The organism is Pseudomonas sp. GM74 (assembly GCF_000282455.1).
Taxonomy (GTDB): Bacteria; Pseudomonadota; Gammaproteobacteria; order Pseudomonadales; family Pseudomonadaceae; genus Aquipseudomonas.
In genome coordinates this window covers 1-16,334 of the sequence record NZ_AKJG01000043.1, presented here as the reverse complement: position 1 = coordinate 16,334, position 16,334 = coordinate 1, and the positions used below count along the sequence as shown (strand labels likewise).

Here is a 16,334-nt window from a genome sequence, read left to right as displayed (position 1 = left end):
GGGGTTCGAATTTTATACAGCTGCCGCTGGAGTTGCCGGGGCGCGGTGATACGCCAGCCAGATCAGGACCAGGCCGCCGACGATCATCGGCAGGCACAGCACCTGGCCCATGGTCAGCCAGTTCCAGGCCAGATAGCCCAGTTGCGCGTCCGGTACCCGGACGAACTCGACGATGAAACGGAAGATGCCATAGAACAGCGCGAACATCCCCGATAGCGCCATGGTCGGCCGCGGCTTGCGCGAGAACAGCCAGAGGATCAGGAACAACGCCACGCCTTCGAGGGCGAACTGATACAGCTGCGACGGATGACGCGCCAGTTGCGCCGGATCGGTCGGAAAGACCATCGCCCACGGCACATCGGTTGCCTTGCCCCACAACTCGGCGTTGATGAAGTTGCCGATACGCCCGGCGCCCAGGCCAATCGGCACCATCGGCGCAACGAAATCCATCAGCTGGAAGAACGACTTGTTGTTCTTCTTGCCGAACCACAACGCCGCCAGCATCACGCCGATGAAACCGCCGTGGAACGACATGCCGCCCTTCCACACTTCGAAAATCAGCGTCGGATTGGCCAGGTAAGCGCTCAGATCGTAGAACAGCACATACCCCAGACGTCCGCCGACGATTACCCCCATCGACATCCAGAACACCATGTCGGAGAGTTTCTCCTTGGTCCAGGTCGGGTCGAAGCGGTTCAAGCGGCGGGACGCCAGCAGCCAGGCGCCGCCGATGCCGATCAGGTACATCAGGCCGTACCAGTGGATTTTCAGCGGACCGATGGCCAGGGCCACCGGGTCGATCTGCGGGTAAGGCAGCATTGCGACTCCTCGTTAGAGTTCAAATCTTAAAAATTCCCGGGCGACGCTGCCACCTCAGGATTAAGCCAGGATTGCGCTGCCCGTCAGAGCAGATGCTTCAGACTAGAAAGTTCAGACCGACGCAGAACAGCAAAGCGGCAAACAGCCGTTTCAGCAACCTCGGCGACAACCTGTGAGCCAATCGCGCGCCCAAGCGGGCGAACACCATGCTGGTCAGGGCAATGCCCAGCAACGCCGGCAAATAAATGAAACCGAGACTATGGGCCGGGAGCAACGGATCGTGCCAGCCCAGAATCATGAAACTTAATGCACTGGCCAGGGCAATCGGCAGACCGCAGGCCGATGAAGTGGCCACGGCTTGCTGCATCGGCACACTGCGCCAGGTCAGGAACGGCACGGTCAACGAACCGCCGCCAATGCCGAAAATCGCCGAAGCCCAGCCAATCACACTGCCGGCCACGGTCAGACCGAGTTTGCCCGGCACGGTTCGGCTGGCCTTGGGTTTGACCTCCAGCGCCAACTGAGCGGCAATCACCAGGGCGAATACACCAATGAGCTTCTGCAGGTTGGGGCCGGAAATAGCTTCGGCCGTCAGCGCGCCGAACCCGGCACCGACCAGAATACCGACGGTCATCCATAGAAAGATCGGCCAATGCACGGCGCCACGACGGTGATGCTCTCGTACCGCGTTGACCGAGGTAAAGATGATCGTCGCCAGGGAGGTACCCACTGCCAGGTGCGTGAGGATCGACGGATCGAACCCTTGGGCCTTGAAGCTGAACACCAGCACCGGGACGATGATGATCCCGCCGCCCACGCCAAACAGCCCGGCGAGTACACCTGCACAGGCGCCGAGCGCCAGATAGAGCAGAAATTCCATAGTCGTCCCGCCCGCATCCCCAAAACCGGAGCGGCATGGTAACGGATGCATGGCCTCAAGCTCCACTGCGCAAGGCGATGGATCGATGAGCGATGTCTGCGTAGAGTGAGCAAAAAACACACAAGGACAGCCTGATGTGCCTGATTGTTTTTGCCTGGCGACCGGGTCATGCCCAGCCGCTGGTCGTGGCGGCCAACCGCGATGAATTCTACGCCCGCCCCAGCCTGCCGCTGGCGCCATGGCCCGAAGCGCCGCAGGTGTACGCCGGACGCGACCTGGAGGCCGGTGGTACCTGGCTCGGTGTCGGTGCCAACGGACGCTTTGCCGCGCTGACCAACATTCGCGATCCTCACCAGCCACCGGGGCGCAGGTCTCGTGGAGAGCTGGTGGCGCAGTTTCTCACCGGGGAAGTATCGATTGACGATTATTTGAGCGACGTTGTCGCACGTTCGCCGGAATATGGTGGGTTTAACCTGCTGGTTGGCAATGCCAACGAACTCTGGCACTTCAATGCCCGGGAATCTGAGGCTGTGATGTTGCCTGCGGGGGTTCATGGGCTGTCGAACGCCGGGCTGGATACGCCCTGGCCGAAACTGCTCAAGGCCAAAGCGGCGTTGAGCGAGGTGCTGGACGATCCGCAGCCTCAAACATTGCTGGCCTTGCTCAGTGATTCGCAGCCAGCGCCGGTTGCCGAGTTGCCGGATACGGGGGTCGGTTTGGCCACCGAGACACTGCTATCGAGTGTGTTTATCGCCAGTCAGAGTTACGGGACTCGGGCCAGTACGGCGTTGATCGTGCAGGCGGATGGGACGCGGCATCTGGTCGAACGCAGTTTCGGGCCGTTTGGCGGGCATTTGGGGGAAGTGGAAATCAGGCTTTAGTTTTTTGTTGCCTGTACTGGCCCCATCGCGAGCAAGCTCGCTCCCACAGTGGACTTATGCAGGTTCACTGCTTTGTGAACAACACAAAACCCTGTGGGAGCGAGCTTGCTCGCGAAGAGGCCGTCAGCGTTTTAGAGGGCCTTGATCGCCCCCGGATTGATCATCCGCGCCAGCCCGAGGTTTTTCAGCGCCAGCTGCAACGAGCTGTGAATCACTTGCGGGTTGTCGATGGTCATCAGCTCAGCCAGCAATTCCCTGGCCTTGCTCAGGTTGATCTGGCGCAGCATCCACTTCACTTTCGGCAGGTTGGTGGCGTTCATCGACAAGCTGTCGAAACCCATCGCCATCAACAGCACGGCCGCCGCCGGGTCACCGGCCATTTCACCGCAGATGCTCACCGGCTTGCCTTCGGCATGGGCGTCGCGCACCACGTTTTGCAGGGCTTGCAGCACCGCCGGGTGCAGGTAGTCGTAAAGATCGGCGACCCGTGGGTTGTTGCGGTCCACGGCCAACAGGTACTGGGTCAGGTCGTTGGAACCAACGGAGAGGAAGTCCACCTGCCGCGCCAGTTCCTTGGTCTGATAAACAGCGGCCGGGATCTCGATCATCACGCCAATCGGCGGCATCGGCACGTCGCAACCTTCGTCACGCACTTCGCCCCAGGCACGGTGGATCAGGTGCAGCGCTTCTTCCAGTTCATGAATGCCGGAGATCATCGGCAGCAGGATGCGCAGGTTGTTCAAGCCTTCACTGGCCTTGAGCATGGCACGGGTCTGCACCAGGAAGATTTCCGGGTGGTCGAGGGTAACGCGAATGCCGCGCCAGCCGAGGAACGGGTTGTCTTCCTTGATCGGGAAGTACGACAGCGATTTGTCGCCGCCGATGTCCAGGGTTCGCATGGTCACCGGTTGCGGGTGAAACGCCGCCAGTTGTTCGCGGTAGATCGCCAGTTGTTCCTTTTCGCTCGGGAAACGCTGGTTGATCATGAACGGCACTTCGGTGCGGTACAGGCCCACGCCTTCGGCACCGCGCTTCTGCGCGCGTGCCACATCCGCCAGCAGGCCGGTGTTGACCCACAGCGGCATGCGGTGGCCATCGACCGTCACGCACGGCAGATCGCGCAGCGCATCCAGCCCCAGGGCCAGTTGTTTCTCTTCCTCGACCACCTCGGCGAACTGCTTGCGCAGCACTTCACTCGGGTTGGTGTAGACCTCGCCGTGGTAGCCGTCGACGATCATCTGGATGCCGTCGACCTTGGAGTACGGCAGGTCGACCAGGCCCATCACGGTCGGGATGCCCATGGCGCGGGCGAGGATGGCGACGTGGGAGTTACCGGAACCGAGTACCGAGACCAGGCCGGCCAGCTTGCCTTCCGGCACCTCGCCGAGCATCGCCGGCGTCAGTTCTTCGCTGACCAGAATGGTGTTGTCGGGGTAGACCAGGGTTTGCTGGCGCTCTTCCTGCAAGTAAGCCAGCAAGCGACGGCCGAGATCCTTGACGTCCGAGGCACGCTCGCGCAGGTAGGCGTCGTCCATCAATTCGAAACGGTTGACGTGATCGGTGACCACCTGGCGCAACGCGCCCTGGGCCCACTGGCCGGTCTTGATCACGGTGGTGACTTCGCTGCCCAGCGCGGCATCGTCGAGCATCATCAGGTAGACGTCGAACAAGGCCCGCTCTTCCGGGCGCAACTGCGTGGCAAGCTTGGCGGACAGCGCGCGCATGTCGGCGCGTACGCCTTCGATGGCGGTCTTGAACAGCTTGAGCTCGGCCTCGACGTCGCTGATGGCCTTGTCCGGCACCACATCCAGATCGGCCGGTGGCAGCATGACCACCGCCGTACCGACCGCCGCACCCGGCGAACCCGGCACGCCGACGAACTTGGCTTCCTGGATGCCTTTGCCCTGACGACCGAGGCCACGGATCGAACCGGTGGCTTCGGCGTGGGCGATAACGCCGGCGAGTTGCGCACTCATGGTCACGAGGAAGGCTTCTTCCCCTTCATCGAACTGGCGACGTTCTTTTTGCTGAATGACCAACACGCCAACAACGCGGCGGTGGTGAATGATCGGCGCCCCGAGGAATGAGGCGAAGCGCTCTTCACCGGTCTCGGCGAAGTAGCGGTAGCGCGGGTGGTCCGCGGCGTTTTCGAGGTTCAGGGGTTCTTCGCGCGTGCCGACCAGACCCACCAGACCTTCGTTGGGCGCCATGCTGACCTTGCCGATCGAGCGCTTGTTCAAGCCCTCGGTGGCCATCAGCACGAACCGGTTGGTCTCCGGATCAAGCAGGTAGACCGAGCAGACCTGGCTGCCCATGGCCTCTTTGACGCGCAACACAATAATCCCCAACGCCGCCTTGAGATCCTTGGCGGAGTTAACTTCCTGGACGATCTTGCGCAGCGTATTGAGCATGGCTCGGGGTCGAACTCCGTCGTCAGTCGCGCGCTAAAAGGCGCGGGGCAAGCTCTTTGAGAGCGCGTCGATACACCTCGCGCTTGAATGTCACCACCTGGCCCAACGGATACCAATAGCTGACCCAGCGCCAGCCATCGAACTCCGGTTTACCGGTCAAATCCATCCGCACCCGCTGCTCGTTGGAGATCAGGCGCAGGAGAAACCATTTCTGTTTCTGGCCGATGCACAGCGGTTGGCTGTGGGTACGTACCAGACGTTGCGGCAAACGATAGCGCAACCAGCCCCGGGTGCAGGCGAGAATTTCAACATCTTCGCGCTCAAGGCCCACTTCTTCGTTCAGCTCGCGGTACAAGGCGTCTTCCGGCGTCTCTTCGGGGTTGATTCCCCCCTGCGGAAACTGCCAGGCATCTTGATTGATTCGGCGAGCCCATAGCACCTGGCCGGCGTCATTCGTCAGAATGATCCCGACATTGGGGCGAAAACCATCGGGGTCGATCACGGCAACAACCTCGCAAACGCATGTCGCCGCATTGTTCCACAAAGGTTGTGAAAGCAGCAACGAGCCGACCTACCTTATGTGCACTCTTGTGAAAAGACCGTATTCTTGTCGCCTTTTTACTGACTTTTCAGCGGGTAACTGTAATGCGCCTGGCTTTATTCGATTTGGACAACACCCTTCTGGGCGGTGACAGCGATCACGCTTGGGGCGATTACCTGTGCGAGCGCGGCTTTCTCGACGCCGTCGCCTACAAGGCACGCAACGATGAGTTCTACCAGGATTACCTGGCCGGCAAACTGGATAACGCTGCTTACCTGAACTTCTGCCTGGAAGTGCTCGGCCGCACCGAAATGGCCACGCTGGATCAGTGGCACAGCGATTACATGCGCGACTGCATCGAACCGATCCTGCTGCCCAAGGCCATCGAGTTGCTGGCCAAGCACCGCGCGGCCGGTGACAAACTGGTGATCATCACCGCCACCAACCGCTTCGTCACCGGGCCGATTGCCGAGCGCCTGGGGGTCGAAACCCTGATCGCCACCGAATGCGAAATGCTCGACGGCCGCTACACCGGGCGCAGCACCGACGTGCCGTGCTTCCGCGAGGGCAAGGTGACGCGCTTGAATCGCTGGCTGGAGGAGACCGGGTTTACGCTGGAAGACAGCTGCTTCTATAGCGACTCGATGAATGATTTGCCTTTGCTGGAGCTGGTGGCTAATCCGATCGCTGTCGATCCTGATTCGAATCTGCGGGCCGAGGCCGAGAAGCGCGGCTGGCCGGTGATTTCGTTGCGCGATTGATATCGCCTGTAGCAGCTGCCGAGGCACGAGGCTGCGTTGCGGTCCGCAGGACCGCCCTCAGGGGCCGCTTCGCAGCCCATCGCAGCCTCGTGCCTCGGCAGCTGCTACAGATCCGCCTTAAACCGGTTTGGCCCCCATCAGCCCGGCAATGGCCACAAGACAGACAAAACTGAACAACGCCAGGGCAAAGGTGAATTTACCCACGCCACCCGGCACCTTGCGCAGCTTGTTCAGCCGCACCAGCAACCAGAACCACGCCAGCGCCGCCACGGTGTACAACACACTGGACGCCAGCAACCAGGTCTGCCCCAGCGGCCAGCCCACCAGATGCACCATCCACCAGCCGGTAAACGGCATGCTCAGCAGCGCCAGGCCCATCAGCAGCCAGACAAACACCCTTGGCCGCTGCAATGTACGACTACCCGCCGTCGCGTCACCCTTGCGCCGCGCTAGCAAAACCCAGATTCCCAGCCCCAGCGCACAAGCCAGCAGTACAACCGTTGCCACCATGTGCGCCGCTTTCAGGGCAGTTAACGTTTCCATTGTCAGATTTCCTTATTGCCTTGCCCGTCAGCGTAGCCGTTCAGCCAAGAAACAGCTGATAGGCCGGGTTGTCGCTTTCATCCCAGTACGGGTAACCGATTTCTTCCAGCGCCGCCGGCACCAGGTGGCGCTCGTCGTGGGGCACTTGCAGGCCCGCGACGACACGACCATCCGCCGCGCCATGGTTGCGGTAGTGGAACATCGAAATGTTCCAGCGCCCGCCCAGTTTGTTGAGGAAGTTGAACAGCGCACCCGGACGCTCCGGGAATTCGAAACGCAGGATCACTTCGTCAACCACATGCGCCGCACGCCCGCCGACCATGTGGCGGATGTGCAGCTTGGCCAGTTCGTTGTCGGTCAGGTCCAGCACCGGGAAACCCTGCTCGCTCAGGCTGGCGATCAACGCGCTGCGCGGGTCGTTTTCCGGGTGGGTCTGCACGCCGACAAAGATGTGCGCTTCGCTGCCGGTGTTGTAGCGGTAGTTGAATTCGGTGATCTGGCGCTTGCCGATGGCCTCGCAGAACGCCTTGAAGCTGCCCGGTTTCTCGGGAATGGTCACGGCGATGATCGCTTCGCGGCCCTCGCCCAGCTCCGCACGCTCGGCGACGTGGCGCAGGCGATCGAAGTTGACGTTGGCCCCGGAGTCGATGGCCACGAAGGTCTGGCCGCTGACGCCGCGCTGCTCGACATACTTCTTGATCCCGGCCACGCCCAAGGCACCGGCAGGTTCGGTGATCGAGCGGGTATCGTCGTAGATATCCTTGATGGCGGCACAGATTTCGTCGGTGCTGACGGTGATCACTTCGTCGACATGGTCTTTGCAGATGTCAAAGGTGTGCTGACCGATCTGGGCCACCGCAACACCGTCGGCGAAAAGGCCCACGGTTGGCAATACCACACGCTCGCCAGCCGCCATGGCCGCTTGCAGGCAATTGGAATCATCCGGCTCGACACCAATGACCTTGATGTCCGGGCGCAGGTATTTCACGTACGCGGCGATACCGGCGATCAGGCCGCCGCCGCCCACCGGGACGAAAATCGCATCCAGTGGCTGCGGGTGCTGGCGCAGAATCTCCATCGCCACAGTGCCCTGCCCGGCAATAGTATGGGGATCGTCATACGGGTGAATGTAGACGTAGCCTTTTTCGTCGACCAGTTTCAGCGAGTAGGCCAGGGCTTCCGGGAACGAATCGCCGTGCAGCACCACTTTGCCGCCACGGGAGCGCACGCCTTCGACCTTGATCTCCGGGGTGGTCTTGGGCATGACGATGGTCGCTTTCACGCCCAACACCTTCGCCGCCAGGGCCAGGCCCTGGGCATGGTTACCCGCCGACGCGGTGACCACGCCGCGAGCGCGCTCTTCGTCGCTCAACTGGGTCAACTTGTTGTAGGCGCCGCGAATCTTGAACGAGAACACCGGCTGCAAGTCTTCGCGCTTGAGCCAAATGCTGTTGCCCAGCCGCTCGGAGAGCTGGCGGGCAGTCTGCAGCGGGGTTTCTACGGCAACGTCATAAACGCGCGAGGTGAGGATCTTTTTGACGTACTGTTCAAGCATCGGAAAGCATCACTGAGCGGGTTGGGCAGGACCAAGGAGTCTAACCCGGCTTTCAGCTGTACGACCACACGAATGCAGAGGTTTTAGCCCCGCTTAGGGCTATAATGCCGGCCTTTCGTCCCCTCCTCGGCACCCCGGAGCCCGCATGAACCAGGATCAACTCAAACAGGCAGTGGCTCAGGCCGCCGTCGACTTCATCCTTCCGAAACTCGACGACAAGAGCATCGTCGGGGTCGGCACCGGTTCCACCGCCAATTGCTTTATCGATGCGCTGGCCAGGCACAAGGGCGCATTCGATGGCGCCGTCGCCAGTTCCGAAGCCACCGCCGCGCGCCTCAAGGGCCACGGGATTCCGGTGTACGAACTGAATACCGTCCGCGACCTGGAGTTCTATGTCGACGGCGCCGACGAAAGCGACATGCACCTGAACCTGATCAAGGGCGGCGGCGCTGCCCTGACCCGCGAGAAGATTGTCGCGGCCGTGGCCAAGACCTTCATCTGCATCGCCGATGCCAGCAAGCTGGTGCCGGTCCTCGGTACTTTCCCGCTGCCGGTGGAAGTGATCCCGATGGCCCGCAGCCACGTGGCCCGCGAGTTGGTGAAGCTCGGCGGCGACCCGGTTTATCGCGAAGGCGTGTTGACCGACAACGGCAACATCATCCTCGACGTGTTCAACATGCAGATCACCAACCCGGTGGAACTGGAAACGCAGATCAATGCGATCGTCGGCGTGGTCACCAATGGATTGTTCGCCGCGCGTCCGGCGGATCTGTTGCTGTTGGGTACCAGCGAAGGCGTGAAGACACTGCGCGCACAGTAAGGCCAATACAGAACCTGTAGGAGCGGGCTTGCCCGCGATAGCGGTGTCTCAGTAAACATTGATTTCGACTGACACGCCCCAATCGCGGGCAAGCCCGCTCCCACAGGGTTATGCATTGTTTGTCAGGGCTGTGGTTTCTTGAACACGTAGAACAGGTTCGGCTCACTCACCAGGTACAGCGCACCGTCATCGTCCACGGCGATCCCCTCCGCTTGCGGCACGGTTTTTTGCAGGCCATGGCGCCCCTTGCTCAATGACATTGTGCTCAGCGGCCGCCCGCCCACATCCAGCTCCAGAATCAATCGCGACTCATCCGACAGTGCCAGCAGATGCCCGCTGCGCTCGTCGTATTGCAGGCTCGACAGATCCCGCACGAACATCCCGGCATCACGCTTGGGGTCGTTGATAACGTGTACCGAGTAGGATTCTTCAGGGTTGAAGCGCGGAAAACCGTGCACCTCGTAGATCAGCATCGGGTTGCGCTCCTTGGCGACGAACAGGCGCTTGCCCACAGAATCGTAAGCCAGGCCCTCGAAGCCCTTGTTGCTGCCTATGTGTACGCCAATGGTCATCTGCTCGGCGTCTTCCGCATCGACGAATGTGGTGTCCTGCTCCAGACGAATCTTGATCAGCCGCTGCTGGCTTTCGTCTGTGACCACATAGATGTCCTCGCTGATGAACTCCACAGCCTCCGGATCGCCGAAACCGACCAAAGCCACACGGCGCAAGATCCTGCCGTCGAGGGACAACTCGATCAGCTCGCTTCGTTTGTTGGTGACGGTGAACAGGCTTTTGCGCACCGGGTCGTAGGTCAGCGCTGAAACGTTGTCAGCCAGGCCATCGATCACCTGCGCTTCGGTCACGACCTGATACTGGTCCAGCCCCATGGACCGGGAACTCACCGGCTGCCACAGCGTATGCAGATTGAACCAGGCGCGCTCGAACAGACGCATGTACTGGGCGATCGCCATCAATGCGATCAGCAAGACCACCGACAGGATCAGAATCAGGGATTTGGGGCGGGCAAATCGATGCATTCGGGCGGGCTCGAGTCAAAACGGGCGGATGAAATATCACGCCCGTCTGAACTGAAGCTTAATGGCCGCTGGCCTTTTACGTACAGGCAATCAGCGCGGGCGCTGGTTACTTCTGTTTTTCGAAACGATAAAACAGGTTCGGCTCACTCACCATATACAGCGTGCCCGATTCATCCATGGTCACGCCTTCGGCACGGGGAATAGTATTTTTCAGGCCGTTGAAGCCACGCAGCAGGGTGATGAAACTGACCTGTTCCCCCTGCTTGTCCAGTTCGATCAACAGGTGCGAGTCGGCGGACAACACCAGCATGTGGCCGGTCCGTGGATCGACGGCCAGGGCAGACAGGTTGCGCATGTCCAGTGCATGGCTGGCCAGCTTCAGCTTGTCGCCGGTCAGGACCTTGCCGTCACCTTTCCAGGCAAACAATGCCGGCGGGCGCTCTTCGCCCAGCAGCAGTTGCTGATTGCGCGGATCCCAGGTAACAGCCTCAAAGGCTTTGTTCTGGTCTTTGGAAGGGCCGAGGTCGTATTTCGGGAAGTCGGCGATGTTCAGTTCGCGGGTGTCGGCATCGACCTTGACGATAGCGATCAGATGCTCGCGCTCATCGACAATGGCCAGTCGGCCGTCGCCCAGCACGGTGACGCCCTCAGGGTTGCTCCAGCCAACCAATGGCATTTTGCGCAGCACATCACCCTGCAAGTTCAACTCGACCAGGAACGGGTTCTTGCCCATGACCGAAAACAGAGTCTTGGTCTGTGGGTCGTAGGCCACGTCCGATGCTTCGTCCTTCTCCATGCCAGGCAACGGCTTGGCATCGATCACCGCCCGGTAGTCCGGAAGCCAGATGCTCGCCTGGCGCTCGGCCGGGCTCTTGAATTGCTCTTTCACCCAGAGCGCGCCCCGGGAATCCCAGTGCATGGCGAATGCAACGCCGTAGGCGACAACAGCCACCAACAAAAGCCAGGTGTGCCAACGCAAGGCGAAGCGTGAGCGGCGGGCAGGTCTAAGCGCGGATAGCGGAGGAGTGGCCATTGGGGAATGCGTTCCAGAAATTCAGGCTAGGGGTAATAGCTGTAGGAGCTGGCCTGCCAGCGAAAGCGGTGTAACAGTCAACATGGATGTTGAATGTCCAGGCCTCTTCGCTGGCAAGCCAGCTCCCACAGGGGGCAGGGGTAGATCAGCGAACGCTGCTGGTGAAACTGCTGGCGCCCGGCAGTTCCAGAACGATCTCGTCACCGACATTCAGCGGACCAACGCCCACTGGCGTACCGGTGAGGATCACGTCCCCGGCCTGCAACGAGAAGCAGCCGGCCATATGCTGGATCATCGGCACGATCGGGTTGAGCATTGCGCTGCTGTTACCGTCCTGGCGCACTTCGCCGTTGATGGTCAGGCGGATGCCGATGTCGGTCAGGTCGGCAAAGGTGCTGCCGGACACAAACGGAGCAATCACCGCCGCACCGTCGAAGGACTTGGCGATTTCCCACGGCAGCCCCTTGGATTTCAACTCCGCCTGCTTGTCGCGCAGGGTCAGGTCCAGGGCTGGGGCGAAACCGGAGATGGCGTCGAGCACTTCTTCACGGCTCGGCTTGGTCGACAACGGCTTGCCGATCAACACCGCGATTTCCGCCTCGTAATGTACCGAACCGCGCTCGGTCGGAATGCTGAAACCGCCTTCGAGCGGCACCACGCAACTGCCCGGCTTGATGAACAGCAGTGGCTCGGTCGGCACCGGATTGTCCAGTTCCTTGGCGTGTTCGGCGTAGTTACGGCCAATGCACACCACTTTTCCCAGCGGGAAGTGAATGCGCGTACCGTCGACATACTGGTGCTGATAGCTCATTACCGACTCCTGCTTCGTTGGCTCTTAAAGTTCGAAAATCAAACAGCGAAAATCTTGCCCGGGTTCATGATGCCGTTCGGGTCGAACACCGCCTTGACCGCTTTCATGTACTCGATCTCGACCGGTGAACGGCTGTAGGTCAGGTAGTCACGCTTGGTCATGCCCACGCCGTGCTCGGCGGAGATCGAACCGTTGTACTTCTCGACGGTTTCGAACACCCACTTGTTGACGGTGGCGCACTTGGCGAAGAACTCATCCTTGCTCAGGTTATCCGGCTTGAGGATGTTCAAGTGCAGGTTGCCGTCGCCGATGTGGCCGAACCAGACGATTTCGAAATCCGGGTAGTGCTCACCGACGATCGCGTCGATTTCCTTCAGGAATGCCGGGACTTTCGACACGGTGACCGAGATGTCGTTTTTGTACGGCGTCCAGTGGGAAATGGTTTCGGAGATGTATTCGCGCAGCTTCCACAGGTTCTGCAGCTGGGTTTCGCTCTGGCTCATCACGCCATCCAGCACCCAGCCCTGCTCGACGCAGTGCTCGAAGGTTTCCAGGGCGTGGTTGGCCACTTCTTCGGTGGTCGCTTCGAATTCCAGCAGCGCGTAGAACGGGCAATCGGATTCGAACGGCGCCGGTACATCGCCACGAGCCATGACTTTGGCCAGGGCCTTGTCGGAGAAAAATTCGAAAGCGGTCAGGTCAAGCTTGCTCTGGAAGGCGTGCAGCACCGGCATGATCGAGTCGAAATCGGCGGTGCCGAGAACCATCGCGGTGAGGTTTTTCGGCGCGCGGTCCAGACGCATGGTCGCTTCGACCACGAAACCGAGGGTGCCTTCGGCGCCGATGAACAGCTGACGCATGTCGTAGCCGGTGGCGTTCTTGATCAGGTCGCGGTTCAGTTCCAGCACGTCGCCCTTGCCGGTGACCACTTTCATGCCTGCGACCCAGTTACGGGTCATGCCGTAGCGAATCACTTTGATCCCGCCGGCATTGGTGCCGATATTGCCGCCAATCTGGCTCGAACCCGCCGAAGCGAAGTCCACCGGGTAGTACAGGCCGTTTTCTTCGGCCACGTTCTGCAGGTGCTCGGTGACCACGCCCGGCTGGCAAACGGCTGTGCGGTCAGTGAGGTTCACGTCGAGGATCTGGTTCATGTAGTCGAAAGACACGACCACTTCGCCATTGGCCGCTACCGCTGCAGCGGAAAGACCGGTACGACCGCCGGACGGCACCAGCGCCACTTTGTGTTTGTTGGCCCACAGGACAATGGCCTGGACCTGCTCAGTGGTCTTGGGGAACACGATGGCGGTCGGGGCCGGGGCGAAATGCTTGGTCCAATCCTTTCCGTAAGCATTCAGGGAGTCGGCGTCGGTCAGCACCTTGCCAGGCTCAACCAGGGTCTTCAGCTCTTCAATCAGGGCAGGATTGGTCATCGACAGAACTCTCGAACAATTCATGGTCATCCTGAGAACGCTTCACGTCGCAGGAATGAGTGTTTAGCGGGGCGCATATGCTAGCATACCGACCCCGCAGCATAGTGCCCAACGGCTATTCTGCGGCGACGGCTGTCATGCCGCTCGGGTCAGCGTCTGTTGACCATTTCCTGCCATTTTTCTCCGGGATACAGGTTTACGCAGATGAGCAAGACTTCTCTCGATAAGAGCAAGATCAAGTTCCTTCTTCTCGAAGGCGTCCACCAATCGGCTGTCGACGTCCTCAAGGCGGCGGGCTACACCAGCATCGAGTACCTCACAGGTTCTCTGCCGGAAGCCCAGCTCAAGGAAAAGATCGCTGATGCTCACTTCATCGGCATTCGCTCCCGCACTCAACTGACCGAAGAGATCTTCGATCACGCGAAGAAGCTCGTGGCTGTAGGGTGTTTCTGCATCGGCACCAACCAGGTCGACCTGGATGCGGCCCGCGAACGCGGCATCGCTGTGTTCAACGCGCCGTACTCCAACACCCGTTCCGTAGCGGAGCTGGTGCTGGCCGAAGCGATCCTGCTGCTGCGCGGCATCCCTGAGAAGAACGCTTCCTGCCACCGTGGCGGCTGGATCAAGAGCGCGGCCAACTCCTTCGAGATCCGCGGCAAGAAGCTGGGCATCGTCGGTTACGGCTCGATCGGTACTCAACTGTCGGTCCTGGCTGAAGGCCTGGGGATGCAGGTGTACTTCTACGACACCATCACCAAGCTGCCACTGGGTAACGCCACTCAGGTAGGCAACCTGCACGAGCTGCTGGCGATGTCCGACATCGTTTCGCTGCACGTACCGGAAACCGCCGCCACCCAGTGGATGATGGGCGAGAAGGAAATCCGCGCCATCAAGAAAGGCGGCATCCTGATCAACGCCGCCCGCGGCACCGTGGTCGAACTGGACCACCTGGCCGCCGCCATCAAGGACAAGCACCTGATCGGCGCAGCCATCGACGTATTCCCGGTGGAGCCACGCTCCAACGACGAAGAGTTCGAAAGCCCGCTGCGTGGCCTGGACAACGTGATCCTGACCCCGCACATCGGTGGCTCCACCGCTGAAGCCCAGGCCAACATCGGTCTGGAAGTGGCGGAAAAACTGGTCAAGTACAGCGACAACGGTACTTCGGTATCGTCCGTGAACTTCCCGGAAGTGGCCCTGCCGGCTCACCCTGGCAAGCACCGCCTGCTGCACATCCACGAAAACATTCCGGGCGTGCTCAGCGAGATCAACAAGGTCTTCGCCGAAAACGGCATCAACATCTCCGGTCAGTTCCTGCAGACCAACGAGAAAGTCGGCTACGTGGTGATCGACGTCGACGCCGAGTACTCGGACCTGGCGCAAGAGAAGCTGCAACACGTTAAAGGCACCATCCGTAGCCGTGTGTTGTTCTAAAAGCAGCTACAAGCGGCAAGCTACAAGTTGAGTTCGCTTTTGCTTTGACTTGAAGCTTATAGCTTGCAGCTTGCAACTATAAAAAAGGGAGCCCCAGCGAAGCGGGCTCCCTTTTTTATTTCACATTGACGGTGATCTTCTCGGAAACGATCGGCGGATCGAACGGCATGTGGTTGCTATCACCCAACTCAAGCTGCAAGGTGTGCTTGCCCGGCGTGAGCGTTACTTCAGCCTGGGTCTGCGCATTGCCGAAATGCTGGTGGTTGGCATCCTTGGGGATCGGCGCACCGGCGGCTGGCAGCTCGTCGACATCAATCAGCAAGTGGTGGTGACCGGTGTTCTTGGTGGTATTGCCCGCCGGTGCCAAGGCAATGTTCTCGACCGCGAACTTGACGACGACTGTCTGGGGAACCGTCGCGCCATCCTTGGGAGACACGATAGACACTTCGGCACCTTTCGGAGCCGGCGTTGCAGCACTGGCCAGCACCGAAACACCCATCAACAGGCCAGCCAAAGCAGCACGTGACATAAAGGTTTTCATTCTCTTCTCCAGTTTTTCCGTAAAATCCGCGTGACCATGACAACTTCATGGCCATTTGTTGTCGAAGGCACTCGACAACCATAGCAAAGCGAGCCTGAATCAGAGGATCGCGATAATAAATTCAAAGGAGTGACCATGCGCTTTCTGCCTGGCCTGATCTGCCTGCTACCCCTTCTGAGCCCTTTGGCTCATGCCGAACTGATTGATGACGTCAACGACCGGGGCGAATTGCGCATTGCCGTTGAAGCCAACACTCCCCCATTCAATTTCAAGGATGACGACAAACTCACCGGCTTCGAAGTCGAACTGGGCCAACTGCTGGCAAGTGAACTCGATGTACGGGCCGACTTCGTCGTCACCGACGGCAGCGATCTGCTGACCGGCGTCGAAAGCGGTAAATACGACATCGCTATCAACCACATAGCAGTGACCCCGGATCTCAGGGATCGTTTCGACTTCAGCGAACCTTACATTCAAACCCATGGGCAATTGATCGCGCAGAAAGAAGAGCCGCGCTCCATTTTGCTGGTTCAGTCGCTGACGCAAGAGAAACCCAAATCCGACCCGACCGTGAGCCTGGCGATTCCGTTTCAGAAGGGCAATCCGGCGTTCCGTGCCAGCCTGGAGAACGCCTTGCAGCGGATCAAGGATGACGGGCGCCTGCAAGCGCTGGAGCAGAAGTGGTTGGGGGCGGATGCTGGTGTGGTGCCAAAGCTGCAGAACTGAAGTAAATGCAGAACCTGTGGGAGCGAGCTTGCTCGCGATGGCGGCCTGACATTCAACATCAATGTTGACTGGACTGGCCTCATCGCGAGCAAGCTCGCTCCCACAGGG

The 16,334-nt window shown here is 60.2% G+C and carries 16 protein-coding genes; 5 read left to right on the top strand and 11 right to left on the bottom strand.

Annotated elements, in window-relative coordinates; genetic code table 11:
- Window positions 1-12 precede the first annotated feature (12 nt).
- Both lgt and PMI34_RS19560 read right to left on the bottom strand, forming a co-directional pair.
- On the bottom strand, window positions 13-819 hold the full coding sequence (lgt, locus tag PMI34_RS19555; RefSeq protein ID WP_008048278.1) for a prolipoprotein diacylglyceryl transferase: 807 nt from the start codon (window positions 817-819) through the stop codon (window positions 13-15).
- Window positions 820-916: 97 nt separating this feature from the next.
- Window positions 917-1,699, bottom strand: a complete 783-nt coding sequence (locus PMI34_RS19560) for a sulfite exporter TauE/SafE family protein (RefSeq protein WP_032829507.1) — start codon at window positions 1,697-1,699, stop codon at window positions 917-919.
- A 134-nt stretch (window positions 1,700-1,833) separates the two neighbouring features.
- Between PMI34_RS19560 and PMI34_RS19565 the strand changes: the two genes are divergently transcribed.
- Entirely contained in the window at window positions 1,834-2,580 is a 747-nt protein-coding gene (locus PMI34_RS19565; RefSeq protein WP_008048275.1) for an NRDE family protein, read from the top strand.
- 131 nt (window positions 2,581-2,711) lie between these two features.
- On the opposite strand, the gene ptsP is transcribed toward PMI34_RS19565, so the two are convergent.
- Both ptsP and PMI34_RS19575 read right to left on the bottom strand, forming a co-directional pair.
- A complete protein-coding gene (gene ptsP, locus PMI34_RS19570; protein ID WP_008048272.1) occupies window positions 2,712-4,991 on the bottom strand; it encodes a phosphoenolpyruvate--protein phosphotransferase in 2,280 nt (759 codons plus the stop codon).
- Between the two features lie 22 nt (window positions 4,992-5,013).
- Window positions 5,014-5,493: an RNA pyrophosphohydrolase gene (locus PMI34_RS19575; protein WP_003229203.1), complete on the bottom strand. Its 480-nt coding sequence runs from the start codon at window positions 5,491-5,493 to the stop codon at window positions 5,014-5,016.
- 143 nt (window positions 5,494-5,636) lie between these two features.
- Between PMI34_RS19575 and PMI34_RS19580 the strand changes: the two genes are divergently transcribed.
- On the top strand, window positions 5,637-6,293 hold the full coding sequence (locus PMI34_RS19580) for an HAD family hydrolase (RefSeq protein ID WP_008048270.1): 657 nt from the start codon (window positions 5,637-5,639) through the stop codon (window positions 6,291-6,293).
- Between the two features lie 117 nt (window positions 6,294-6,410).
- Here the strand turns inward: PMI34_RS19580 and PMI34_RS19585 are convergent, their stop codons facing one another.
- Both PMI34_RS19585 and ilvA read right to left on the bottom strand, forming a co-directional pair.
- Window positions 6,411-6,836 carry a DUF2269 domain-containing protein gene (locus PMI34_RS19585; RefSeq protein ID WP_008048263.1) on the bottom strand — a complete coding sequence of 142 codons (426 nt, stop codon included), beginning with the start codon at window positions 6,834-6,836 and terminating at the stop codon, window positions 6,411-6,413.
- Window positions 6,837-6,876: 40 nt separating this feature from the next.
- Window positions 6,877-8,391 (bottom strand): threonine ammonia-lyase, biosynthetic, encoded by a 1,515-nt coding sequence (ilvA, locus tag PMI34_RS19590; RefSeq protein WP_008048261.1) that lies wholly within the window; start codon window positions 8,389-8,391, stop codon window positions 6,877-6,879.
- A 145-nt stretch (window positions 8,392-8,536) separates the two neighbouring features.
- On the opposite strand from ilvA, the gene rpiA reads away from it, so the two are divergent.
- On the top strand, window positions 8,537-9,211 hold the full coding sequence (gene rpiA / locus PMI34_RS19595; protein WP_008048259.1) for a ribose-5-phosphate isomerase RpiA: 675 nt from the start codon (window positions 8,537-8,539) through the stop codon (window positions 9,209-9,211).
- A gap of 122 nt (window positions 9,212-9,333) precedes the next feature.
- On the opposite strand, the gene PMI34_RS19600 is transcribed toward rpiA, so the two are convergent.
- From PMI34_RS19600 to PMI34_RS19615, 4 genes are all read right to left on the bottom strand, one after another.
- Window positions 9,334-10,248: an SdiA-regulated domain-containing protein gene (locus PMI34_RS19600; protein WP_008048257.1), complete on the bottom strand. Its 915-nt coding sequence runs from the start codon at window positions 10,246-10,248 to the stop codon at window positions 9,334-9,336.
- 106 nt (window positions 10,249-10,354) lie between these two features.
- Window positions 10,355-11,281 carry an SdiA-regulated domain-containing protein gene (locus PMI34_RS19605; RefSeq protein ID WP_008048255.1) on the bottom strand — a complete coding sequence of 309 codons (927 nt, stop codon included), beginning with the start codon at window positions 11,279-11,281 and terminating at the stop codon, window positions 10,355-10,357.
- A 145-nt stretch (window positions 11,282-11,426) separates the two neighbouring features.
- Window positions 11,427-12,092 (bottom strand): fumarylacetoacetate hydrolase family protein, encoded by a 666-nt coding sequence (locus PMI34_RS19610; RefSeq protein ID WP_008026071.1) that lies wholly within the window; start codon window positions 12,090-12,092, stop codon window positions 11,427-11,429.
- Between the two features lie 38 nt (window positions 12,093-12,130).
- The gene (locus PMI34_RS19615) at window positions 12,131-13,525 is read right to left on the bottom strand and encodes an FAD-binding oxidoreductase (protein WP_032829505.1); all 1,395 of its coding nucleotides are present in this window, start codon (window positions 13,523-13,525) and stop codon (window positions 12,131-12,133) included.
- A 204-nt stretch (window positions 13,526-13,729) separates the two neighbouring features.
- Between PMI34_RS19615 and serA the strand changes: the two genes are divergently transcribed.
- Complete coding sequence (gene serA, locus PMI34_RS19620; RefSeq protein WP_007976393.1) at window positions 13,730-14,959, top strand: phosphoglycerate dehydrogenase; 1,230 nt, start codon at window positions 13,730-13,732, stop codon at window positions 14,957-14,959.
- A 115-nt stretch (window positions 14,960-15,074) separates the two neighbouring features.
- On the opposite strand, the gene PMI34_RS19625 is transcribed toward serA, so the two are convergent.
- A complete protein-coding gene (locus tag PMI34_RS19625; protein ID WP_008048251.1) occupies window positions 15,075-15,500 on the bottom strand; it encodes a DUF4399 domain-containing protein in 426 nt (141 codons plus the stop codon).
- 135 nt (window positions 15,501-15,635) lie between these two features.
- Here PMI34_RS19625 and PMI34_RS19630 point away from each other — a divergent pair, with 135 nt between their 5' ends.
- Window positions 15,636-16,226: a transporter substrate-binding domain-containing protein gene (locus PMI34_RS19630; protein ID WP_008048249.1), complete on the top strand. Its 591-nt coding sequence runs from the start codon at window positions 15,636-15,638 to the stop codon at window positions 16,224-16,226.
- Window positions 16,227-16,334 lie beyond the last annotated feature (108 nt).

What these genes read in the sequence shown, in the direction of transcription:
- rpiA (WP_008048259.1), top strand. Translation starts at nt 8,537, where the DNA reads ATGAACCAGGATCAACTCAAACAGGCAGTGGCTCAGGCCGCCGTCGAC.
- lgt (WP_008048278.1), bottom strand. Translation starts at nt 819, where the DNA reads ATGCTGCCTTACCCGCAGATCGACCCGGTGGCCCTGGCCATCGGTCCG.
- PMI34_RS19630 (WP_008048249.1), top strand. Translation starts at nt 15,636, where the DNA reads ATGCGCTTTCTGCCTGGCCTGATCTGCCTGCTACCCCTTCTGAGCCCT.
- ilvA (WP_008048261.1), bottom strand. Translation starts at nt 8,391, where the DNA reads ATGCTTGAACAGTACGTCAAAAAGATCCTCACCTCGCGCGTTTATGAC.
- serA (WP_007976393.1), top strand. Translation starts at nt 13,730, where the DNA reads ATGAGCAAGACTTCTCTCGATAAGAGCAAGATCAAGTTCCTTCTTCTC.
- PMI34_RS19565 (WP_008048275.1), top strand. Translation starts at nt 1,834, where the DNA reads ATGTGCCTGATTGTTTTTGCCTGGCGACCGGGTCATGCCCAGCCGCTG.
- PMI34_RS19625 (WP_008048251.1), bottom strand. Translation starts at nt 15,500, where the DNA reads ATGAAAACCTTTATGTCACGTGCTGCTTTGGCTGGCCTGTTGATGGGT.
- PMI34_RS19585 (WP_008048263.1), bottom strand. Translation starts at nt 6,836, where the DNA reads ATGGAAACGTTAACTGCCCTGAAAGCGGCGCACATGGTGGCAACGGTT.
- PMI34_RS19600 (WP_008048257.1), bottom strand. Translation starts at nt 10,248, where the DNA reads ATGCATCGATTTGCCCGCCCCAAATCCCTGATTCTGATCCTGTCGGTG.
- ptsP (WP_008048272.1), bottom strand. Translation starts at nt 4,991, where the DNA reads ATGCTCAATACGCTGCGCAAGATCGTCCAGGAAGTTAACTCCGCCAAG.
- PMI34_RS19605 (WP_008048255.1), bottom strand. Translation starts at nt 11,281, where the DNA reads ATGGCCACTCCTCCGCTATCCGCGCTTAGACCTGCCCGCCGCTCACGC.
- PMI34_RS19560 (WP_032829507.1), bottom strand. Translation starts at nt 1,699, where the DNA reads ATGGAATTTCTGCTCTATCTGGCGCTCGGCGCCTGTGCAGGTGTACTC.
- PMI34_RS19580 (WP_008048270.1), top strand. Translation starts at nt 5,637, where the DNA reads ATGCGCCTGGCTTTATTCGATTTGGACAACACCCTTCTGGGCGGTGAC.
- PMI34_RS19610 (WP_008026071.1), bottom strand. Translation starts at nt 12,092, where the DNA reads ATGAGCTATCAGCACCAGTATGTCGACGGTACGCGCATTCACTTCCCG.
- PMI34_RS19615 (WP_032829505.1), bottom strand. Translation starts at nt 13,525, where the DNA reads ATGACCAATCCTGCCCTGATTGAAGAGCTGAAGACCCTGGTTGAGCCT.